At 42.8% G+C, this 22635-nt stretch carries 15 protein-coding genes, 1 tRNA gene and 1 pseudogene; 5 read left to right on the top strand and 12 right to left on the bottom strand.

Going from position 1 to position 22635, the window contains the following annotated elements; genetic code table 11:
- Positions 1–39: 39 nt before the first annotated feature.
- The 5 genes from DW173_RS05610 to DW173_RS05590 all read right to left on the bottom strand — a co-directional run bounded on the left by DW173_RS05610 (position 40) and on the right by DW173_RS05590 (position 6095).
- On the bottom strand, positions 40–1017 hold the full coding sequence (locus tag DW173_RS05610) for a FecR family protein (protein WP_087317200.1): 978 nt from the start codon (positions 1015–1017) through the stop codon (positions 40–42).
- A gap of 74 nt (positions 1018–1091) precedes the next feature.
- Entirely contained in the window at positions 1092–2396 is a 1305-nt protein-coding gene (locus tag DW173_RS05605; protein ID WP_199722817.1) for a sulfatase-like hydrolase/transferase, read from the bottom strand.
- A 44-nt stretch (positions 2397–2440) separates the two neighbouring features.
- On the bottom strand, positions 2441–3892 hold the full coding sequence (locus DW173_RS05600; protein ID WP_087317199.1) for a sulfatase: 1452 nt from the start codon (positions 3890–3892) through the stop codon (positions 2441–2443).
- A gap of 49 nt (positions 3893–3941) precedes the next feature.
- On the bottom strand, positions 3942–5453 hold the full coding sequence (locus DW173_RS05595; protein WP_087317197.1) for a sulfatase family protein: 1512 nt from the start codon (positions 5451–5453) through the stop codon (positions 3942–3944).
- Positions 5454–5564: 111 nt separating this feature from the next.
- Positions 5565–6095 carry an RNA polymerase sigma-70 factor gene (locus DW173_RS05590; protein WP_087320694.1) on the bottom strand — a complete coding sequence of 177 codons (531 nt, stop codon included), beginning with the start codon at positions 6093–6095 and terminating at the stop codon, positions 5565–5567.
- A gap of 1074 nt (positions 6096–7169) precedes the next feature.
- On the opposite strand from DW173_RS05590, the gene DW173_RS05585 reads away from it, so the two are divergent.
- Positions 7170–7556 carry a GNAT family N-acetyltransferase gene (locus DW173_RS05585; protein ID WP_225450776.1) on the top strand — a complete coding sequence of 129 codons (387 nt, stop codon included), beginning with the start codon at positions 7170–7172 and terminating at the stop codon, positions 7554–7556.
- A 50-nt stretch (positions 7557–7606) separates the two neighbouring features.
- Here the strand turns inward: DW173_RS05585 and DW173_RS05580 are convergent, their stop codons facing one another.
- Together DW173_RS05580 and DW173_RS05575 are read right to left on the bottom strand one after the other, a co-directional pair.
- Complete coding sequence (locus tag DW173_RS05580) at positions 7607–7984, bottom strand: MmcQ/YjbR family DNA-binding protein (RefSeq protein WP_087317195.1); 378 nt, start codon at positions 7982–7984, stop codon at positions 7607–7609.
- A 266-nt stretch (positions 7985–8250) separates the two neighbouring features.
- On the bottom strand, positions 8251–8859 hold the full coding sequence (locus tag DW173_RS05575) for an HU family DNA-binding protein (protein ID WP_087317194.1): 609 nt from the start codon (positions 8857–8859) through the stop codon (positions 8251–8253).
- Between the two features lie 398 nt (positions 8860–9257).
- Here DW173_RS05575 and DW173_RS05570 point away from each other — a divergent pair, with 398 nt between their 5' ends.
- Entirely contained in the window at positions 9258–11342 is a 2085-nt protein-coding gene (locus DW173_RS05570) for a BT4734/BF3469 family protein (RefSeq protein ID WP_120143982.1), read from the top strand.
- A gap of 132 nt (positions 11343–11474) precedes the next feature.
- Here the strand turns inward: DW173_RS05570 and DW173_RS05565 are convergent, their stop codons facing one another.
- The gene (locus tag DW173_RS05565) at positions 11475–12641 is read right to left on the bottom strand and encodes an exo-beta-N-acetylmuramidase NamZ domain-containing protein (RefSeq protein ID WP_120143980.1); all 1167 of its coding nucleotides are present in this window, start codon (positions 12639–12641) and stop codon (positions 11475–11477) included.
- A gap of 69 nt (positions 12642–12710) precedes the next feature.
- On the opposite strand from DW173_RS05565, the gene DW173_RS05560 reads away from it, so the two are divergent.
- The gene (locus tag DW173_RS05560) at positions 12711–13247 is read left to right on the top strand and encodes an HDIG domain-containing metalloprotein (protein WP_008024970.1); all 537 of its coding nucleotides are present in this window, start codon (positions 12711–12713) and stop codon (positions 13245–13247) included.
- A gap of 89 nt (positions 13248–13336) precedes the next feature.
- A complete protein-coding gene (locus DW173_RS05555; RefSeq protein WP_120143979.1) occupies positions 13337–16051 on the top strand; it encodes a putative LPS assembly protein LptD in 2715 nt (904 codons plus the stop codon).
- A 186-nt stretch (positions 16052–16237) separates the two neighbouring features.
- On the opposite strand, the gene ung is transcribed toward DW173_RS05555, so the two are convergent.
- Positions 16238–16900, bottom strand: a complete 663-nt coding sequence (gene ung, locus DW173_RS05550; RefSeq protein WP_118407591.1) for a uracil-DNA glycosylase — start codon at positions 16898–16900, stop codon at positions 16238–16240.
- Positions 16901–16906: 6 nt separating this feature from the next.
- Positions 16907–17944 carry an aspartate--ammonia ligase gene (gene asnA / locus DW173_RS05545; protein WP_004299370.1) on the bottom strand — a complete coding sequence of 346 codons (1038 nt, stop codon included), beginning with the start codon at positions 17942–17944 and terminating at the stop codon, positions 16907–16909.
- Positions 17945–18220: 276 nt separating this feature from the next.
- Between asnA and DW173_RS05540 the strand changes: the two genes are divergently transcribed.
- Positions 18221–18292, top strand: a tRNA-Arg gene (locus DW173_RS05540).
- Positions 18293–18947: 655 nt separating this feature from the next.
- On the opposite strand, the pseudogene DW173_RS05535 reads toward DW173_RS05540, so the two are convergent.
- Positions 18948–21803 (bottom strand): annotated as a pseudogene (locus DW173_RS05535) (bifunctional fucokinase/fucose-1-phosphate guanylyltransferase); the annotation flags it as partial.
- Between the two features lie 119 nt (positions 21804–21922).
- Complete coding sequence (locus tag DW173_RS05530; protein WP_004299374.1) at positions 21923–22606, bottom strand: HAD family hydrolase; 684 nt, start codon at positions 22604–22606, stop codon at positions 21923–21925.
- Positions 22607–22635 lie beyond the last annotated feature (29 nt).

The raw sequence follows: 22635 nt of genomic DNA, 5'->3' as shown, positions 1-22635 counted from the left end.
TACTTTCTGTTTATTTAAAGGTTAAACAATGTTTCTCTGTTATTGAATGGTATATACATCGTTTTCTACAGTATATTCAAATCCACCGATAACCTCTTTCATAACGGCAAACACTTCCTGAATAGTTGCTTTTTCGGAGAAGCGGAAATTGTATTTGTCGTTGTTGAAGCGGGCTTCGTTATATTGGATTGTAATATTGTATTTTCTCTGCAATGTGATCATCATGTCTTTCACCGTGACGCTTCGGAAAACCAGCATACCTCTCTGCCATGCAGTGACATCCTCCACGTTGGCATCCGTCAGATAGCTTGCGCCTGTATTTTTCAGATAAGAGACTTGCTGACCCGGATGCAGGATGTACTTTTCTCCTTCTATGCCACATACGACCCTTACTTTTCCTTCAAGCAGGGTAGCTACTATTTCATTTTTATCGGAATAGGCAGCTACGTTAAATTCTGTTCCTAAAGCTGTGACTGATAGTGTGTTGGAACGGACTATAAATGGCTTTTCCGGATTAGGCTTTACCTTAAAATTAGCTTCTCCGAGTAGAAAGACCGTGCGGGTATTTCCTGTGAATTTTTCAGGATAGAGTAATAATGTACCTGAATTGGTCTGTACTTTACTTCCGTCCGGCAAGTCGATATACAACATCTCACCGGCACGGGTGTAATTTTCTACCATAGCTATCTCTGAGTATTCGGCTTTGGTCAGAAAGTAGGTGGCAGATACGGACAGAACCAAGAGTGTTACGGCTGCTGCATAGCGCGTGAACTTCAGGTAGTAGCGTTGTCTTTTTTGAGAAGCGGTTACACCCGCTTTGCGATAAACGGCTTTCAATGATTCGTGCATATTCTTGCTCGGACGACCTTCGGTTTCTATCCATAGCTCATGCAATGCCGCCTCTTTTTCATCGGCATGTTCGGGACTTACCAACCATTGGTGCACTTCTTCTCTGGTTGTTTTATCCAAAGAAGAATTTGTGAATATCCGAATGATTTGTCTGATATAATCTTTCATTGTTATTGTTTTTATATAGAAAAGACAACTAGGCAGGAGTAACTACTCAATGGTAAATGGCTTTTTTTGAAATTTTATTTTTTTTTCTTCGCAGCGTCTTCATATTTGTTGATCACTGTCTGCAATGCCTTGAATATTTTCTTTTGTTTTCCGGTCATATTGGGTTTTGTGATAGGTGATTTTTCATAGAAATCGTTTTCTATGTCATAGAATTCTCCGGTCCGGTATAGTTTATATTTCCGGTCGCGTGCAAAGACTGTTGCTTTTTCATCATATACCTGCCGGGGAGCATACCAGCAGTATATCCATTTTCTTGCTTCTGTTTTCTTTCCGTACAGTTGCGGATAGAAGCTTTTACCATCGGTTTCCGGGGTTGTTGGACGATTAATCCCGGCGACATCACACAAAGTCGGCAGAAAGTCAGTGAAGTCTATCAGTTCTTTGTTGACTTTCCCTTTTTCACCTTGCGGGCAAGATACTATCAGTGGTACGTGTGTACCGGAGTCTATGGTTTTTCCTTTGCCACCGGGGTATGGCTTTCCGTTTAGCATGGAGATCACTGGGCTGTCCGTCCCGTTGTCACCGGTGAATATGATCAGTGTGTTATCTCGAAGTTGTAATTCATCCAGCTGCTTTAAGATGCGCCCTACTAACTTGTCGGTATATTCCACCATGTCTGGAAAGTGTACGGCATTTCCTTTATAAGTGGGGGAGCGCATGGGGGACCATTCTTCGGAGTCAGGTGTGGAGACAAAGGGACAATGTGTCAGTGCCATCGGATAATATACAAAGAAAGGCGATTCTTTGTGTCTTTTTATGAAATCCAATACAAAATCGCAAGATATATCAGGACCGAATGTGCCTTGGGGGTATTCGATGGTTTCACCGTTTATATCCATGACGGGGTTGGCATAACGGGTGTCGTGTCCTTGCTCATCCACTGCGCTTGCAGTCTGTTGCCACAGACAGGAAGTGTCGAAACCGAAATGTTTGGGTGAGTCTTTCTCTTTGCCCAGTTGCCATTTGCCGGCAATGCACGTTGCGTATCCTGCATTTTTTAAAATGTTGCCAAAAGTCTCCTCTCCTCTGTCTAGTTTGCCGAAAGCTACATAATTGTGAACATTGTACTTACCCGTCATTAACTGTACTCGACTCGGGGTGCTGAGCGGGTTGGAGTGGCAATGTTCAAACCGTATGCCTTCTTCGGCGAGTTTGTCGATATGCGGGGTCTGATAATTGCCGCCATTGGCTCCAATGCATTCATAGCCAAAGTCATCGGCCATTATTAATACGATGTTCATGCGGTTTTGGGGGGTGGAGGCATGAAGGTAACCACTACTCATACATAGGGTTAACATGGGTAAAAAATACTTTTCCATAATAATTTAAAACGGTTTGTTGTTACTATTTATCTTACTAAATCTTACTTTGCAAATATCCCTTCCCACTTCTGTTTCATTCGTTCTACTGAAGAAGTGCCATATTCTTCTCCTTCAAATGAATTGCGGTAGGCAGACATTTGCTGATGTAAATAGCCAGAGAGTTTTTTAACTTCATCCGGATGAGATGCGCTGATGTCATTTTGTTCGGACGGATCCTGCGGCAGTTTGTACAGTTCAAACTTCCCTTTATTATAATATAATTTATAATCGTAGGTAACAACTGCTCCTTGTGTGCCCGAACAGAAGACAAGAGGCTTTTTCCGCATGGCTTTTTCTGAGGAAAGGAAAGGCAGGAATGATTCTCCGTCCAGTTCGTATAGCCCTTGTTGAGATAGCCCGGTCATTTCTAAGATGGTGGGCAGATAATCGGATGTGCTGCAAGGTTGTGTGATATGTCCAGGTAATTTCCCTTTTCCTCCAACCATAAATGCCGGAACTCTGATGCCACCTTCATACAGGGAGCGTTTTTTCCCTTTGAAGATACCGGCTGTTCCGGGAGTGTTCAGCTCGGGACCATTGTCGCTACAGAAGAAAATAACAGTATTTTCATAGATGCCTTTCCGCTTCAGGAAGTTTACCAGGCGTTCTATTTGTTCGTCCATTGCCGTAATGCAGCCGTAGTAATTTCTTTCTTCCAAAGGTAGATCGCTATAGAGCGCAGCATGCTCAGGACCGGCCACGCAAGGCAGATGTGGAGTATGAAACCAGATTGTAGCCAGAAAAGGTTTTCCTTGTTTCAGTGAACGATCGATAAAAGGAAGTGTCCGGTCTATGACAATTCTGCTGTCATCACCCCGAAGTTCTTCCGTAACTTTGTTCCCGTTGATGTCCCAATAGTATGTTCCATACGTTTTCCGTTCTTCATATTCCGGCAGATAATCCCAAAAACGTCCGTTGTTGGATACGGGTGCCGACATCGGATCGAAGGTGGGAACTTTGGATTCCGTCACGAAAGCATCATCGTATCCATGCTCGGATGGCGGATTGAACAGATGTTTATTTTCCGGCCGTCCCCGGTTGGCATCTACTTCTTTGTAGGTAAGCGTACCTAAATGCCATTTACCGAAATGTCCTGTCGTATATCCTTTTTCTTTCAATAACTTGGGCAAAGTTTTCTCTTCCGGACGCAGGATACCTACATTGGGAGCAAACACCCCCATTCGGTAAGCGTTTCTACCGGTCAGGACACTGGCACGGGTAGGTGATGAAAGGGGGGCAGAGGAATAGAATTGATCGAATATCACTCCTTCGGAAGATAGCCTGTCCAGACAAGGAGTTTGGATACGGGTGTTACCGTTGAAGCCTACATCTCCCCATCCCAGGTCGTCGGCCATAATAAGTATTATGTTCGGTTTAGAGGCATCTTGTGCCATGCTTATGTGGAATGTACAAAAAGGAGATAGTAATAACAATAATTGGGAATTTGTTTTCATGATATTATAGGATGATTGAATTTTGGGTAATATGCATCAAGGTGATTTTTCAGCCTTTCGTTTTAATGGCTTCCAGTTCCCTTTTCATTTCCCAGGCTATTTCCGGGTGAGAGATCAATACATTTTGGAGTTGGGTGGTATCATTTTTCAGGTTGTATAATTGTGTGTCAGGCAGCTTTTTGGCTGTTTCTTCAGGTAATGTCCAACCGCCGGAACCTTTGCAGTCAACAAATACCCATTCGTTTTTACGCAGGGCGAAGAAACCGTTTACGGAATGATACACCATTGATTGCCGTTCCTTGCTTTCTTTTTTTGTTTTTTTGCCTGATAGTTCGTGCCAGAAACTGAAACTGTCTTCGGCCGTGTGAGGGGGCAATGTTGTTCCCAGCATGTCGGCAAGTGTAGCGAACAAATCGGTGGAGCATATCAGATGTCCTGAATGGCTTCCGGGTATGATTACATTGGGCCATGTCGCGAGTAGTGGTATTCGGTGCCCACCTTCCCATAGGTCGGACTTGGCACCGTTCCACGCACCGTTTGCCCGATGTCCGGTTTGTGCGATGTCTTCTTCCAGCCACATAGATCCGTTGTCCGAGGTAAATATGACTAATGTGTTGGCTGCCTTTCCGCCACGTTCTACGGCTGTGTATATGCGGCGTACGGTTTCGTCTATCATACAGACAAAGTCGCCGTAAGCTCCGGCAGTGGAGCGTCCTTTGAATTCTTCTCCCGGCAACCATGGGGCGTGGGGGGCTGTCAGTGCGAGATAGAGGAAATAGGGAGTGTCTTGCCTGGAGGCACGGGCTATGTATTCTTCTGACTTTTGGGTGAAGTAGGAGAGGCATTCTTGATGATTGAAGTCGTCTGCCACGTCGCCATGTCGATAGCGGGCACCTCTTACTTTTTTTTCGAGATAGTCTTCCGTATATCCGTTTACGGGAGCTGTCACTTTTCCGTCTTCTATATATATGTATGGGGGCATATCCAGTGATGCGGGCAGGATGCAGCTATAGCCGAAGCCACAGTCTGTGGGACCTCCGCTTATATAAGCGGTGTAATCTACATTGTCCGTGTTCTCTACATTCCACTCGTTGCCGGTAAAGAGGGGTTTCTTGGCATCCTTTTTTACCCAGTCGAGCCCGAGATGCCATTTCCCGATGCAGGCGGTCTGGTAGCCTTGGTTGCTGAGGAATGACGCAATTGTTTCGCGTCCTTTTTCAATCAGGGGGGAAGAATAGCCGGTCAAGACTCCTTTTTTAAGTGAAGAACGAAAAGCGTATCTTCCGGTTAGCGTGCCGTAACGTGTGGGAGTGCTGACTGAAGAGTTGCTATGGGCATCGGTGAACATAATTCCTGCGGATGCCATCGAATCTAATGTTGGAGTGGGAATCTGCGAGTGTGGATTAAATGCATTGATATCGCCATATCCCATGTCGTCTGCCAATATATAGATGATATTCGGTGGAGTAGGTTGCTGCTGGCTGGATTGTGTGTGGCAGGCACTAAGTGAGAAGGCCGCAGGGATTGCGATCAATTGATAAGTGAGTCTCAGAGTTTTCATTACTATTGTTTCTTAGGTTTAAAAGGTGATTACTGCATCGGTGCCTTAACTTATGTCGGTTAAGGAGCAGCGGGATGCGTTTACTTTATAAACACAACTGAAACAGATTGACTACTCAATGGTAAATATGAAAAAAAATAAGTAGAGGACTTCTTTCAGTTCTCCCAACGCTAAATAAATGTGACGCTCTACTGTACGTATTGAGATTCCCAACCGTTCGGCAATTTCTGTGTGGGACATATCTTCTTGTCGGCTCATGAGGAATACTTTTCGCCTTTGCTCGGGCATGCGGTCTATAGTAAGTTTAATGAGTAGTTGCAGTTCTTTGGCATATAGCTGGTCATGGATGTCATCGGTACTATAATAATTGTAGTCTTCGGGTTCGGATTGCTGCTGGTATTTTTGTTCGACGGCTTTATGTTTGAGGAAGTTGAATATGTGGTTTCGTGTCATGGTATATATATAGTTATGCCATGTTTCTTTGTCTTCCCATGTTTCGGGAGTATTCCATAGTTTGGCAAAGACATCTTGAGCAATGTCTTCCGCATCTTCTTCTGATTGCAATATTTTCCAGGCAAAGGCTTTTACCTTTGGGAATATTTCATAGAATATCTGCTCGAATTTTTCTTGTTTATTCATCATCTTTTTGCGCAACTCTATATTTCATGATTAGATTTCATAAGTGGCAAAAATAGGTTTATTTATTTATAGGACAAACTTTATTCCTGAATTTAATGTATAATGATATAAAAAAAACTTAGTTGAGAGAGCTACTTGTGTTGATTCATTTAGAAGTGGATTTTGAGTCGTTTGTTTCTTTATCAGTTTGTTTTCTTGTTAAATGAATTTGTTCCCTCTCTATATTGTAATGATTGGGTGTCGTCAATAGACAGTCGTATTTTTGCACATTCATAATTTTTACAAATTTACAAAAGAATGGAGGTATTGCGAAAACTTTCGGGAGTCTTCACCACACAGAATTACACTAATCTTTTGTAGTAAGGATATGCAAGAACTGTTATCTAATTCACCTCGCCTTCCTAATCAATAATGTTAATGAAGCAAACCCTTTGGATTTTCTTTTTTCTTGCGTTCTAGCATAAGCAGTGTGATGTTACATTTTGAAAAGAGGTAGCATCGACTCCGTACTTGTTACCACCGGACTGCGTATCTGCGGTGTCTCTCCCATGTGTTGTGGCGGTACGTTTCGTATTCCTTCCACAATTGGCTTGACTTCCTACCCATCCTTTTCGGCACTATAGACTGTTGAGTATAACTCATTTTCTCGGCAAGTATTTGTTGTGTTATACCAAGTTTTTACACTCGGGGGCATAACAGTGGAAATCGACTATAAGCATTGCGCATAGTCCCTTTTATCTTGTTCGTTTTTAGTAGTCTGTGGGATGTGTCGCCATCTATATAGATTATTCACTATCACAAAATAATGTTCTTTTGAGTTCTTATTGTTCTATCATAAAGACAGTGTTTCCTTAATTGTTTGTTGCATATTTGTTTTATATCAATTTTTGATATAGATAATATTATTGATTTTCAGTGTATTATTATTTATGAAAAATTTATGATGCTGAAATTGAATTAAAATAATAGTAACTTCAAACACGTATAAGCATGGTAGAAATAGAAGAATACGTCTAGTCCGATGAAGAAGAGATTATAGCACTTGTCCTTCATTGCCAGAACGATGGCACTCGTCCGTTGGTAACGGTAGATGACCAGCCGGAATTACTTCACATCAAAGAAAAGTATATTGATGGCGGAGGGAATTTTTGGGTGGCAAAGGAAAGTGGGAAGGTTGTAGGAACCATCGGTTTAATGAATGCAGGGAATGGAGTGGTTATTTTAAAAAAGTTTTTTGTTTATGAACCTTATAGAAGTTTTCCTCATAATTTGGGTCGGCAGTTATATGCCATTTTCTTAGATTTTGCACAAAAACACAATTTCAGAGAAATAATCCTTGATACACCAAGGAATACAGACAGAGTATATCGGTTTTATGAAAAGGCCGGATTTAGAAAGATATCTCAAGAAAAGTTCCCTATAATTTATGACTATCTTTATAGAGATTCAGATTTTTCATATTAAGACTGAAATGAGCTGAATGGTAATCTTGATAATAAGTTAGCTATATCGCATTAAACTTTCAGTGATAACATTTCCCGTTCTTTCTTTGTCGAACTTTTAACTACAATATCGTAGGAGTTGCTTACAAGCTCTTTGATCTTATCATCAGATACGTCTTGATTGAAATAAACACTGATCCAATATTTCTTATTCATGTGCCATCCCGGTCTTATGCCGGTATATTCAGTTTGCAGTTCTCCGGATTCGTCAGGGTTGCATTTGATACAACAAAAATCGGAAATCTCAATGTTAACGAAACAGAACCATTTGTCCGCTGCATAAAAGCATAGAATGTCACGGCTATATTTGTCGGGCACATTGGGAAACGGCATCTTCTCATGGACTCCCTTAAAAGACAGGCAGTATTCTCTAAATTCTTCGATATTCATTTCACTTTTTTATGTTCGGTTATCTATGCAAAAATAGTTAGAATAAAGGAGTGGATAACCATTTTTCTATGAAAATATTCAGGTGAAATATATTAACTGATTGTTCTTAGAGTAGAAAATAACTATCATAACTCTCATTCTTTTTGCTAACATGTTTATTATCTGATGAATAAGTATGATAGACGCTTTTAAAATCCGGTATCTATCATACTTTCTTTATGAAATATGGGTATCTATCATTCCCGTTTCACTGTTTTTTTTGCTGTTTACTCCTTCTTTGTGTTGGCTCGCACATAAATTTTATGACTGCCGCTTCCAATGGTGTCAAGTACTCCTTCCTTTACCCAACCGTTCAATTCATTCAGCGCTTTGTTCTTTAGTAGTCCCGTCAGTTGCGTATACTCTTTGCGTCGTATCATCGGTCGTTCATCCAGAAACCTCTCCAACCTGCGCCGACGCTCTTCCACCGGAACTTCGGCGGAATGTGCAAATCCCGACTTCGCTTTTTCTACAAATCCGCGAACCTTCTTTCGGAAAGAAGATGATGGACGAAAATTTACATTATCGAAATAAATGGACTGCGCATGTATCTCTTTGGCATCCATCACCGGACGTGCTTTCAGCTTGGCTGAAAAATATCCTAGGTTCCCCAACTGGACGTGATGTCCGCTGACTAAATATTCGGATATTTTATTTTCAATAGCCAGCTGGACTCCTTCAATATCTGCCGGCGTAAAGCTGGAAGCTTGAGCGATCTCTTTTACAATTTGTTGAAAGTCGATGGTTCCGTTCGATACGATGCGGGGATACAACGGCTGTTCGTCTTCGTCTTCTTTCGAAGACGGTTTTTTGCGAAAATCATACTTTGCGTACATGTCTTTTCTATTATGGGTTAATGTGGCTAAAATGCCTTTTAAAAGGCATTTTAATGATTGTTTTGCAGCAAGATAACCTACAATTGCAACCTGGATAATCAACTGGAATCAGTGGCTTTTCTTGGGCACACATTTGTGGGCTCTACAGCCCACGAATGTAAACTATACAGCCCGCATAGGTGGGCTGTACGGCACACTTATGCGGGCTGAAGTCTTACTGCCTGCAAAGATACATTATCCTGCCTTTATTCGCAAATTTAGTAAGCATTATTTCTATAAAATAAAGTCATGTGGCGTAGCAAATAAAAGCGGTGAAATTTGTTTGGGCGAAGAGCATGTTGTATCTTTGTATGGCTGTAGTGCAGCTTTCCTTTTACTGGAAATAATAATAAAAAAAGATGAGAATAACATTAGTCAGAGACGATGGCAAGGTAAAAACCTTACGGACGTTGAAAATGGAGCTCCTTTTGGAGCAGATGAAAACGGAAGTCAAGGCGCAGCCCGTCTCAAAGATGAGGGAAGTCTTGCGGTATACTCTTCCGGGAAATTCGATTGAAGAGGTGCGTAAAGTTCCCAAAGTGATGCCTGCCGCAGCTTTTGTCCGTAAAGAAGGGGTAATGACCTTGAATGAATATAACGGCATAGTGATGATGGAAGTCAATAACCTTTCGGGGAGGGCGGAAGCCGATGAGATAAAGGAACTGCTCAAAGAGCTTCCGCAAACATACCTTGCTTTTACCGGATCTTCCGGCAAATCAGTAAAGATATGGGTGCGGTTCACCTATCCGGACGACCGCTTGCCGACTTTACGCGAGCAAGCGGAACTTTTTCACGCGCATGCTTATCAGACGGCTGTGAAATATTATCAGCCACAACTGCCTTTTGATATCGAACTGAAAGAACCGTCGCTCGAACAATATTGCCGGCTGACGTACGATCCCGAACTTTATTTCAATCCGAAAGCAATGCCCATTTATATGAAGCAGCCCGTCAGTCTTCCCTCCGAAACGACTTTTATTAAACGAACGCGGGAAACCGATTCTCCTTTGCAGCGAATGGCGCCCGGATATGAAAATTATGAAGCATTGTCGGTGCTTTTCTCCGCTGCATTCAACAGGGCGCTCGAAGAACTGGACGGATATCGGGAGGGAGACGATCTGCAACCACTACTAGTGTGTTTGGCGGAGCATTGTTTTCGGGCAGGTATCCCCGAAGAAGATACTGTGCGGTGGACAAAGGCGCACTACCGGCTCCCTTCGGACGAGTTACTGATTCGCGAAACTGTGAAAAGTGTCTACCGTTCCGCCAAGGGATTCGGCAAGAAGAGCAGTCTGACGGCCGAACAGCTTTTCGCCATGCAGATGGACGAATTTATGAAGCGCCGTTATGAATTTCGATACAATACGCTGACCACGGAAGTGGAATATCGCGAACGGAATAGTTTTAATTTCTATTTTCGTCCGGTAGACAAGCGGGTGCTGGCGAGTATCACGATGAATGCCATGTATGAAGGGGTGAAAATGTGGGATAGGGACGTAATCCGCTATTTGGATTCCGACCATGTGCCTGTTTATCAGCCTGTGGAGGATTTTTTGTATCATCTGCCTCACTGGGATGGTAAAGACCGGATTTTGGAACTGGCCAACCGTGTTCCCTGTGATAATCCACATTGGGCGCCGTTGTTCCGTCGGTGGTTTTTGAATATGGTTGCCCATTGGAGGGGAATGGATAAGAAACACGCCAACAGTACATCACCTTTGCTGATTGGTCCACAGGCATATCGGAAATCGACTTTTTGCAGAATGCTTCTTCCTCCTGCTTTACAGGCGTACTATACGGATAGCATTGATTTCAGTCGGAAACGGGACGCGGAGTTGTATCTGAATCGCTTTCTACTTATCAATATGGATGAATTCGACCAGATTAGCCCTACCCAACAGGCTTTTCTGAAACATATTCTGCAAAAGCCGGTGGTGAACACACGTCGTCCGAATGCTTCGGCAGTGGAAGAGCTTCGCCGGTATGCATCGTTCATTGCCACGAGCAATCATCGGGATTTGTTGACGGATACTTCCGGTAGCCGTCGTTTCATCGGTATTTACATGACGGGAGCTATAGATGTGTCGCGTCCTATTGATTATGAACAGCTTTATGCACAGGCGTTGGAGTTGCTTTATCATAATGAACGTTATTGGTTTGACTCCGAAGAAGAGGCTATCATGACGGAAAACAACCGGGAGTTTGAACAATCACCTGCCATCGAACAATTATTTATGGTTTATTATCGTAGGGCAGAAGAAGAGGAAGAAGGAGAATGGCTACTGGCTATTGACATTCTGCGCCGGATTCAGAAAGCGAGTAAGATGACATTTTCCGCCAGACAGGCGTCTTATTTCGGGCGTATCTTGCAACGGCTCGGAGTGAAATCTAAACGGAAAACGTATGGTACGTATTATCATATTGTACCTTTGGAGGTAGAATAATCAAGTATGATAGATACCCCGTTTTTGATGGTCTAAGTATGATAGATACCGGAAATAATAGTTATCTATCATACTTATTCTTTTAATTATAAGTGGTTTATGAAAATGAATGAGAGTATGATACTAGTTTTTTTACTCATAGAGAAGATATTTTTTTCTGATCTCCTTGTAATCCTGTAATTCCTTTTGCCAACTATTCCGGATAGCCTCTTCCGATTCTCCTTTGAGGATAGCTTTGCGTACGCTGTCAGTTCCCATCAGCAAATCAAACCATCGGGCACGGGAGAAGAAAGCTGCTTTTTCGCCGGATAAGCGATAAAAGTCCAAGAAGTAGCGGAGTGTAAATCCATTTACATTGGTTACATTCCGGAGATCTTCCCCATAACAGGTGATACCTTTGTGCATCGGATTTTTGTCAAAACCGGGTAAGGAGCGGGGAGTAAAAGTGAAACTTCCGTATTTCTTATTAGGTGCGCCTAATACCTGGAAAGGGAAAGTTGTCCCCCGTCCCACGCTGACGCGGGTGGCTTCAAAAGGACAGAGTGAGGCGTACAATCGGATAGACTGGTCGTTCGGGAGGTTGGGCGACGGTTTGATGGGAAGTGAATAAGGTTTCCCGTGTTTCCATCCGGTCATTGGAATTACCTTTAATGAACAAGGATTTTTCTTGTTGGCAATCCATCCTTCCCCGTTTATCATCTGTGCCAGTTCGCCGATGGTACATCCGTGGAGAACCGGAAGAGGTAACATGCCGACAAAACTCCGGTAGGCAGGTTTGAGTATCGGACCATCCACATAATCGCACGGATTGGGGCGATCCAGTACAACCATTTCTTTCTTGTTCTCTGCGCAAGCTTCCATCACATAATACATCGTGCTTATATAGGTATAAAAGCGTGCCCCTACATCCTGAATGTCGAATAAGATCACATCGACATCTTTTAGTTGGGTAGCAGACGGCTTTTTGTTGTCACCATAAAGCGATACGATAGGAATGTCGGTGCGGGAATCTTTTCCGTCTTTCACTGTTTCACCTGCATCTGCGTTACCACGGAAACCATGTTCGGGAGCAAATACCTTGACCACCCGGACGTCTCTCTTTAATAAGGTATCGAGAAGATGAACCTGCTTTCTTCCTACAACAGAAGTGTGATTGACCACCATTCCGATGCGTTTTCCTTTCAGCAACGGCAGATATTGATCCATCTGTTCTGCTCCCGTGACAATTTGACTGTTTACACGCATTGGCAACAACATAATGAACAAAAATATAAGAATGAAGGAAACTCTAGTTTGCATATCGGTAATTTTTTTGTAATATTGCACAAAAATATTAATTTCTCATCAAGAGAGCAAAAAATAAAGCACATGAATCCATACGAAATCGTTGATAAGTATTATCCGGAGAATACCCAGCAGAGACAAATATTAGTAATACATAGTTTGGCCGTGTCCGGAAAAGCAATGAAAATGCTGGATGCTCATCCCGAATTGCGTTTAAACCGGAGTTTTGTAAAAGAAGCCGCTCTGTTGCATGATATTGGTATTTTTCAGACCGACGCTCCAACTATTCAGTGCTTTGGCACTCATCCTTATATCGCTCACGGATATTTGGGAGCCGAAATCTTGCGGGCGGAAGGTTTTCCCCAACACGCATTGGTGTGCGAACGCCATACGGGAGCCGGACTTTCGTTGGAAGATATCATTGCCCAGCAACTTCCTGTTCCTCATCGCGAGATGCTGCCCATCACCCTAGAAGAACAATTGATTTGCTTTGCGGATAAATTCTTTTCTAAAACCCATCTGGATGAAGAGAAAACAGTGGAGAAAGCACGGCAAAGTATTGCAAAATATGGTGAAGAAGGTCTAAGCCGCTTTGATAGATGGTGTTCTCTCTTTTTATAGCACTAAAAAATAATTAAATAACGAAGATTCTAACTCATATTTGGTGAAGATTGTGTACTTTTGCCACTTCAAGCGTAAACTATTAGTTAATGGCGCCATTGAAAGCAAAAATACTTATATCATTCATACTGCTGATTGTCTTACTGATGCTTCCCGATGAGGCTACGTCTCAACGTCGAAGAAGAGGAATGATTGCCTCCAATACCGCGAAAACGGATTCCCTTCAGGGAAATGATTCGTTGAAAGCAGATACGGTAACGGTACGCATTGATTCTATCGCACCGGTAAAGAAGAAACAACCACTCGATGCACCGGTTGTTTATGAATCTAACGACTCCACTGTCTTTACTTTGGGAGGAGCCGCTACACTTTATGGTAGCGGAAAAGTGAATTATCAGAACATCGAACTGGCTGCGGAAGTTATTTCGATGAATCTGGATAGTAGTACTGTGCATGCTTATGGTATCAAGGATACTACCGGAGTGGAAAAAGGTAAACCGGTATTTAAAGAAGGTGATACCTCGTATGATACGGAAACAATCCGATACAACTTCAAAACCAAGAAAGCGGGAATTACTGATATCGTCACCCAGCAGGGAGAAGGATATGTGACCGGAAGCAAGGCGAAGAAAGGGGCCAATGATGAAATTTTCATGGAGCATGGGCGTTATACAACCTGCGATCATCACGATCATCCCCACTTCTATATGCAGCTGACGAGAGCTAAAGTGCGCCCTAAAAAGAATGTAGTGACAGGACCTGCCTATCTGGTTGTGGAAGATGTGCCTCTGCCGTTGGCTGTGCCGTTCTTCTTCTTCCCATTCTCCAGCAGTTACTCTTCCGGTTTCATTATGCCGACTTATATGGACGACTCCAGCCGTGGTTTCGGTTTGGCAGAAGGAGGATATTACTTTGCCATGAGTGATATCATGGACTTGAAAATAACGGGAGATATCTTCACGAAAGGTTCATGGAGATTGTCCGGATTGACAAACTATAATAAACGCTATAAATATTCCGGTACGCTGCAAGCGGACTATCAGGTCACCAAGACTGGAGATAAAGGGATGCCGGACTATGCAGTTGCTAAGGATTTTAAGGTAGTATGGAACCATCGTCAGGACGCCAAAGCCAGCCCGAACAGCACATTCTCCGCCAGTGTGAACTTCTCGACCAGTAGTTATGAACGTTCTAATATCAACAACCTTTATAATTCGCAGTTGTTGACTCAAAATACCAAAACATCAAGTATTAGTTATTCTCGTAGTTTTCCTGATATCGGTCTGACCTTATCCGGAACTACCAATATCGCACAGACAATGCGTGACTCTTCTATTGCGGTCACTTTGCCTGACTTGAATATTACATTAAGCCGTCTGTTCCCCTTCAAACGCAAGAAAGCGGCAGGAGCCGAACGTTGGTATGAAAAGATTTCCGTTAGCTATACGGGACGTCTGACAAACAGTATTCGTACCAAAGACGACCGTCTGTTTAAAGCCGGATTAAGTGAATGGGAGAATGCAATGAATCACAATATTCCTATCAGTGCTACTTTTACACTGTTCAAATATTTGCAGGTTTCTCCTTCGGTCAATTATACAGAGCGTTGGTATACTCGTAAGATTAATCAACAATATAATGAGGTAGACCATAAATTGGAAGCATTGCCGGGTGATACATTGAATGGTTTCTACCGGGTTTCCAATTATTCGGCAAGTTTGAGTTTGAGTACGAAACTGTATGGTATGTACAAACCTCTTTTTGCTAAGAAGAAAGAGATACAGATTCGTCACGTATTCACGCCGCAGGTAAGTCTTAGCGGTGCTCCGGGATTCAGCAAGTACTGGGAAGAATATACAGATTATAATGGCAATACGCAATATTATTCTCCTTTCACGGGGCAACCTTATGGAGTACCTTCGCGCGAAGGATCGGGAACAGTCAGCTTCTCTATTTCAAATAACTTGGAAATGAAGTATTACGATGCCAAAAAAGATACGCTTAAAAAAGTCAGTCTGATTGATGAATTGGGAGCGAGCATGTCCTATAATATGGCTGCCAAAGAGAGACCTTGGAGTGATTTAAGTATGAACCTCCGTTTGAAACTGACGAAGAATTATACTTTCAATATGAATGCATCGTTTGCTACGTACGCTTATACATTCGATAAAAGCGGTAATGTAGTGACTAGTAATCGTACAGAATGGTCGTATGGTCGTTTCGGACGTTTCCAAGGATATGGCTCTTCTTTCAACTATACCTTTAATAATGACACATGGAAGAAATGGTTCGGTCCGAAAGAGGAGGATGAAAAAGGAAAAGATAAGAAGTCGGAGGATAGTGACGATGAAGAATCTGACGGAACGGAAGGAGATGGTACTACACCTAAGAAAGTAGAGAAAGCACAGGCAGACCCGGATGGTTATCAAGTGTTTAAGATGCCTTGGTCGTTGAGCCTTAGCTATTCGTTCAATATCCGTGAAGATAGGTCTAAGCCTATTAACCGTTATTCCATGCGATATCCTTATACGTATACGCATAACATCAATGCAAACGGAAATATAAAGATTTCTAATAACTGGTCGCTCTCGTTCAACTCGGGCTATGATTTTCAGGCAAAAGAGATTACGCAGACTTCTTGTACAATCTCCCGTGACTTGCACTGTTTCAACCTGTCCGCTAGTCTTTCTCCTTTCGGACGCTGGAAATATTACAATGTTACCATCCGTGCGAATGCAAGCATCCTGCAAGACTTGAAGTATGAGCAGAGAAGCCAAACGCAAAGTAACATTCAGTGGTACTAGGATAAGTTGAGAGTGGAGAGTTGAGAGTTGAGAGTGGAAATTCGGACGTGTAATTGTTTTGTTACAATATAGAAAAAGAAAAATGGCTGCGCTATCATTCGACGAATAGTGCAGCCATTTTTTTTACTCTTTATTCTTAACTCTCAACTCTCAACTCTCCATTCTCAACTTATCCAACTTCTCCAACTACCATGCGATTTCTGTTTTTCCATGGGTTTTCAGGTAATCGTTTGTGCGGCTGAAATGTTTGTTTCCGAAGAAGCCGTTGTAAGCTGAAAGAGGAGAGGGGTGGGCAGAGGTGAGCACTAGATGCTTGTTGCGGTCGATAAACGCTCCTTTCTTTTGAGCGTATGATCCCCATAAGATAAATACCAGATTTTCTTTTTCTTCTGCCAGGGCACGGATTGCAGCATCGGTAAATGTTTCCCAGCCACGATTCTGATGTGAACCTGCTTGGTGGGCACGTACGGTCAGGGTTGCGTTGAGTAATAAAACTCCTTGTTCTGCCCAGCGAGTCAGGTTTCCCGTGCTCGGGGCATCTGAACCGATGTCGGCTTTGATTTCTTTGAATATGTTCACTAATGAAGGGGGAAAAGGCACTCCGTCGTTTACAGAGAAACAGAGACCATGTGCTTGTCCCGGTCCATGGTAGGGATCTTGTCCTATAATTACAACTTTCACTTTGTCGAAAGGACAAAGGTTGAAAGCATTGAAGATCAGTTTTCCCGGAGGGAAGATCTGATACTGGCTATATTCGCTTTTGACGAAATCGGTCAGTGTGCGAAAGTAGTCTTTGTCGAATTCGGGTTTTAAATGTGCTTTCCAGCTTTCTTCAATTTGTACGTTCATAGTTTGTTATATAAGGTGTATATCAAGTTCTTCACATTCTTTGCGCATATCTTCGGGCCAGATGCTGGCTTGTATCTCTCCGATGTGAGCTTTGCGAAGGTAGAACATACACAAGCGGGATTGTCCGATACCTCCTCCGATGGATAGTGGAAGGGTGTCATTCATCAATCGCTTGTGGAAATAAAGTTCCAGTCTTTTTTCTTCTTTTTCTTCTTTCAATTGACGTTGCAAGGCTTCTTTGTCAACACGGATTCCCATAGATGACAATTCGATGGAGCGTTGCAGTACATTGTCCCACAGAAGGAGGTCGCCGTTTAGTCCGGGCAAGTCGTTCAATCCTTTGGTTGTGTAGTCGTCATAGTCCGGTGCGCGTCCGTCGTGTTTCTTGCCGTCGCTAAGTTTGCAGCCTATGCCTATGATAAACACAGCTCCGTATTTCTGACAGATGGCATGTTCGCGACATTTGGGTTCCAGATCCGGATAAAGTTGGCGCAATTCTTCTGAATGGATGAAATGTAGCTTTTGTGGCAGGCACGGCTTGATTTGCGGATACATTTCGTATACCATATATTCTGTACGGATCATAGCCGCATAAATACGGTTGACGATCTCTTTCAGGAAGTTTACGTTCCGGTCTTCATTGGTGATGACACGTTCCCAGTCCCACTGGTCTACGTAGAGAGAATGCAGGTTGCCCAGTTCTTCGTCTGAACGGATTGCGTTCATATCCGTATAAATACCATATCCGGGTTCGATATGATAGTCAGCTAAGGTCAACCTTTTCCATTTAGCCAATGAATGAACCACTTCGGCTTGTGCATCGCCCAGATCTTTAATAGGGAAAGAAACGGGTCGTTCTATTCCGTTCAAATCGTCATTGATACCCATTCCTTTCAATACGAAAAGGGGGGCAGTCACACGTCTAAGGCGTAGCTCGGATGACAAGTTTAATTGGAAGAACTCTTTTATTTGCTTGATTCCCAGCTCGGTCTGTTTGAGGTCGAGTAGCGGATTATAGTTCTTAGGTTTTATCAAGTAACTCATAGGTTTGTTAAATGTTAATTGTCGGCAAAGATAGGAATAAAATTGATATATGTAATGGATATTCTCTAAAAGATTGTCAATTTGATAAAGTAAATGCTCTAAAGCATTTCAAAATAACAGTGTCTTGACATGGGGAAGTACCTTAAGAACTATAAAAAAAGAAGAATCATTAGGAAGATGAGAAGATTTTTTATACTTTTGTCCTCGCATTTAGAAAGAATGGCTTCTTTATTTAAGCGGATGAAGCGTTTTTTCTAACCTGATAAATTTGTATAAGCACCTGTAGTTCAATGGATAGAATGGAGGTTTCCGGTACCTCAGATAAGGGTTCGATTCCCTTCGGGTGTACTTTAAAGCTGTACTTGCAGAGAGTACGGCTTTTTATTATTGTATTTTCAGCCCATGTATGGTATATGATGTTACAGCGCAGAGCTTTTTATCTTCGAATATTTTTATAGCGTCCTTTTTAGTCATGACCTTTTGTGTTTTGATTCTTTTCCTTGTTCAACCAGAATTGTCGATTATGCAAATATACAACTTTCACATGATAAAAAAACAGTAATAGATAAAATCTTGTGTTCCATATTATTATCTGTAGTTGCATAATTTAGTCTAAAGAGAATGAAAAGTTGTTTTAGATGATTGAAATCTCATAGAAAATGCTAACTTTGTAACGATGAAGAAGTAAAAAAATGATGTTGATATAGTGTATTTATAACTTTCCGGAAGTAGATATCTGACGATAAATTATATTAATCCCATAAATATAAATTAGAATGGAAGAAGCTAGAAAAAAGAAATGGGCTAGTGTGGCGCTGATTATCGGAGCTATTGGTTTTATCATTATTATGATTTACTTTACAGTTATTTCAAGTCTCAACATGTAAAACAGATCATTATGGCATTGAAAAATTGAAGCTTGGACATTTCGTTTGAATCTGTCCAAGCTTGTTTTTTTGTGGTTCTGAATGAGATTGACCGGTAATCTGGCAATGCCTCTTCTTTAGCTTCTTGAAACCTGAAGTCCCTTGTCAGAAAGCGTCATTTCTACAAAACGAGCGCGTGGGTTGGGAGCTTGTTCTGTCAATATCCGTCGGATTTGTCCGGCTGCTTGAGGGTCTTTGGCTACCATATATAAATAACCGCCACCACCTGCTCCGGGGAGTTTGTATCCCAGGGTGTAATCTTTGATTTTCTCGATAATGGCTGCTACTGCCGGCGGATTGGTTCCGCAATCTAATGCCTGGTTTTGTATCCAGGTTTTGCCGACCAATCGACCGAAACTATCGAAGTTGCTGCGCAGGATAGCTTCACTCATATCCATTGCATGGGCTTTCATCTCGGCTAGCATACTTAGATGTAGACCGGAATTGAGGAACATGGAACTGACAATTTCCGCCAGAATACTTTTGGCAGTGCGGGTTATTCCTGTATAATATAACAGATGACAGTCGCGGTAGTCAGGATGAATAAAGAGTTGGTCGGGTAACCAGCGCACTAATGGATTCTGTTCGAAACCTGCTTCGGATTGCAGTAGTTTAATGCCGGAAAAAACACCGCCATATTGATCCTGCCAACCTCCTCCTGTGGTCAGTAGTTGTTCCAATACTAATGTGTAACTACATATATCATTCTTGTCCCAAGCCAGTCCGCAGAAATCATTGATTGCTCCGAGCACGGTGGATGCCAGGATAGAACTGGTGCCCAAACCCGAGCCAGCAGGAATAGCAGCCAACAGGGTAATTTCGATTCCCGAGCCGAAAGCTTCCAGCTGTTTGGCTAAAGAAGGATAGGATTCTGTGGAGAATGCCGGCGCGAAGCCTGCCAACGTAAGGGCGGCTTTTGGGATGGAAAATGGAGAACCCACCTTTTTGTAATCTTGCAGTTCCTCATAATTTCGTATCACTTCCATTGCACCCATGTCGATGGAACGAAGGGTAATATGATATTCCTTGCAAGGTTTAACGTATACTTGCAGCGGCGGTTGGCCGTTCAGTTCGATGGCAAGATTGACAACGCTTCCTCCTGAATAAAGAGAGTAGGGAGGAGTGTCCGTCCATCCTCCTGCCACATCAATGCGTACAGGGCTGCGACTCCATACAATCTGATCGGAATAAACGTTGAGTGTGGGATGACTTTTACGTTCGTTCATCACTCCTAATAAACCGTCGCGGAGCAGTTGGAAGGCTGCCTGTTCTTCTTTTGCGCAATCTTTGTCTTCACGTAGTTTCATGATGCGTGCGCGAAGCATCCGGTTGTGTATCCGTAGCATGGGTGCGGCATCTTCTTGCAGGACATTGGGAGTATCCAGGTTGAAACGTACAAATTCGTTTGCGGCATCCAGTAAGTTAAGTTGATAGAATACGCTTTTTTCATAATTAGCCGCCAGTCCTTTCCAGTTCTCTTTACGGAAAGCATTACGCTGTTCATAAAGACGCTTGAGGTTGGCGCCTGCCGAGATTTCGTCGGCAGAAACTTTCTCTGATTTCAGCCAACATTTTTTCCCTTCTTCCAGTTGGGGCTCCGATGTCATCCAGCGCACTAATATGCCTAAATCTTCAACAGAAGTTACTTTGGGGAAGATAGATGCTGATTGTAAATCATCGGTGCGTCCTTTTATATCTTCCCAGGTAATTCCTCTTTCTTCCATCCAGCGGGTGAAAGGGATATTAAGATAGGTAGTCGTTGATTTGTCCAACGCTCCTTTGAACACATCATCCAAGCCATACGGACGTGCAACAAAGTCATTGTCGCCGATAGGGATAATGTCGATGCAGACTCCATCCGGCAGGTTGATGTTCCATTGGTTTTCGGGAACTCCTGTTATTATTTGGCGGGAACCCAGTTTCCAGCCTTTTCCCACATGGCTATTCTCAATCCATAAGTTGGCATTGTCTGCAGAAAGGGAAACTTGTGTGATAGAGTTCTGGATAAAGATAGCCGGATTCGGTTTTACTTTCCGGTGCATGATCTTTCTTTGATCGCGTACCTTGTCTTGTATGGCTAAAGTGGAAGAAATCAGTTCATGGCTTGTGCCATAATGATAGAATTCTCCACCGGGCAAAGGCAATATGGCTACGGATAACTGATTGATTTCTTCATCTTTCGTTTTGGGATGCTCTCCCAAAGCCAAGCCGTAGTCCGAGTATAAGTCATAATAATTAATATCATTGGTTCCTTCTTTTAATGACCGTTTCATCAATACTTCGATGGCGCGGTCACTCAAAATCCAGATACCGATGTCCATCAGGAAAAGATGAGTTTTCGATAATCCTTCCAACTTTTCAAGAGAAGGTTTCTGTAACATGAAGTCGAGAACCTCCGGCTTTTTCCGCTCGGAAACAAATACACCATGATGGGTTGCCAAGGAAGGATTTACCCATAAGCCGTAGCATACTACGTCTGCATTCGGAATATCCTGGAGTGGCTTTTCCGAACGGATATATACATCTCCGCTTGCGATCAGCGTATTCAGACCGGCCGGGGCCTGATTCATAATCCTTTCATAGAGCGGGAGCTGCAATGATAATAGATTCTGTCCGAGTTTTTGTCCTCTTTCCCAACTGAAGATCGGGATCGGAGTCAATATTTTGCCGGAAGGTCCGTAGCTGGGCAGGCGACGGCTTTGTCCGCCTGCATGGAGCAATATTCTTTTTTCATCTCCTATCCAGTTGCCGAAAGATTTTTGTGGCGCGAATGCCTGATGGCAGGCCTGCAATAACCATGTCGTTCCGCCGCCGGAGCCTAGTTTGCTCCCAATGGGGTCTGATGTACAAAACCAATCGGTATGGTTGACTTCTTCCAGTTCGTGGAAGCAATGGATCAAATTGGGTGGTAAGGATAATAACTTTTGCATAGTAGAATCTGCGTTGGCTTAGATGGAATCTAAGTGAATTAAACTCCTGTAAAAATACGATTTATATTCCTTCTTTTCAATGTTTTTCTCCTATTTTGAAGAATAAATTATCTTTTCAGCTTTTAGGTGTTCTTTTCAAACAGCGTATCCCAATGGTCGCTTAGTGCTTGCATGGATGGCAGTAGCAGATCGGCTCCGGCATCCAGCAATACTTGTCCGTCCAAAGGACCTGTATTTACAGCTATTGTAAAGATGCCCGCATTGTGTCCGGCTTCCACTCCTAACGGAGCGTTCTCTACTACGATGGCTTCATCAGCTTTAAGTCCGCCTTTTTTCAATGCCATCAGATACGGTTCGGGATTGGGCTTACCATATTTTACATCGAACGCTGTAACCATCAATTCTTTACGAAACATTCCCGGATAGTTGTGCTCCAACCGTTCGAGCAGGGATAGTTGGCCGGAACCAGTGACCACCATCGGAATCAATCCATCCTTTTTCACTTTTTGTAGCAACTCCCATGCACCGGGCATACGTTTTGCTTCAGGATACGAATTGAACAAAACACTTTTCTCCTGATAGATACTTTCTATTTCTTCTTGGGTAGCTTCTCTGCCCAGTTCACGTTGGAAAACAATATTAATAGTGGAGGCTCCTGTCCGTCCTTCGTGCATATATGCTTCTTCGCGGCTAAGAGTGAGTCCATGAGATTTCATTACTGTATGCCAGGCTTCCGAATGATAGGGCATAGAGTCAAAAAGTACGCCGTCCATGTCAAACAGGACGGCTTTCAGTTTCTTTTTCATACTTTGGTACGTTGCAGAATCTTTTTAAG

Source organism: Bacteroides sp. AM16-13, assembly GCF_003602705.1.
In the GTDB taxonomy this organism is placed as follows: domain Bacteria; phylum Bacteroidota; class Bacteroidia; order Bacteroidales; family Bacteroidaceae; genus Bacteroides; species Bacteroides xylanisolvens.
This window is presented reverse-complemented; position numbering and strand designations above follow the sequence as displayed.

What these genes read in the sequence shown, in the direction of transcription:
- DW173_RS05610 (WP_087317200.1), bottom strand. Translation starts at nt 1,017, where the DNA reads ATGAAAGATTATATCAGACAAATCATTCGGATATTCACAAATTCTTCT.
- DW173_RS05605 (WP_199722817.1), bottom strand. Translation starts at nt 2,396, where the DNA reads ATGGAAAAGTATTTTTTACCCATGTTAACCCTATGTATGAGTAGTGGT.
- DW173_RS05600 (WP_087317199.1), bottom strand. Translation starts at nt 3,892, where the DNA reads ATGAAAACAAATTCCCAATTATTGTTATTACTATCTCCTTTTTGTACA.
- DW173_RS05595 (WP_087317197.1), bottom strand. Translation starts at nt 5,453, where the DNA reads ATGAAAACTCTGAGACTCACTTATCAATTGATCGCAATCCCTGCGGCC.
- DW173_RS05590 (WP_087320694.1), bottom strand. Translation starts at nt 6,095, where the DNA reads ATGATGAATAAACAAGAAAAATTCGAGCAGATATTCTATGAAATATTC.
- DW173_RS05580 (WP_087317195.1), bottom strand. Translation starts at nt 7,984, where the DNA reads ATGAATATCGAAGAATTTAGAGAATACTGCCTGTCTTTTAAGGGAGTC.
- DW173_RS05575 (WP_087317194.1), bottom strand. Translation starts at nt 8,859, where the DNA reads ATGTACGCAAAGTATGATTTTCGCAAAAAACCGTCTTCGAAAGAAGAC.
- DW173_RS05570 (WP_120143982.1), top strand. Translation starts at nt 9,258, where the DNA reads ATGAGAATAACATTAGTCAGAGACGATGGCAAGGTAAAAACCTTACGG.
- DW173_RS05565 (WP_120143980.1), bottom strand. Translation starts at nt 12,641, where the DNA reads ATGCAAACTAGAGTTTCCTTCATTCTTATATTTTTGTTCATTATGTTG.
- DW173_RS05560 (WP_008024970.1), top strand. Translation starts at nt 12,711, where the DNA reads ATGAATCCATACGAAATCGTTGATAAGTATTATCCGGAGAATACCCAG.
- DW173_RS05555 (WP_120143979.1), top strand. Translation starts at nt 13,337, where the DNA reads ATGGCGCCATTGAAAGCAAAAATACTTATATCATTCATACTGCTGATT.
- ung (WP_118407591.1), bottom strand. Translation starts at nt 16,900, where the DNA reads ATGAACGTACAAATTGAAGAAAGCTGGAAAGCACATTTAAAACCCGAA.
- asnA (WP_004299370.1), bottom strand. Translation starts at nt 17,944, where the DNA reads ATGAGTTACTTGATAAAACCTAAGAACTATAATCCGCTACTCGACCTC.
- DW173_RS05530 (WP_004299374.1), bottom strand. Translation starts at nt 22,606, where the DNA reads ATGAAAAAGAAACTGAAAGCCGTCCTGTTTGACATGGACGGCGTACTT.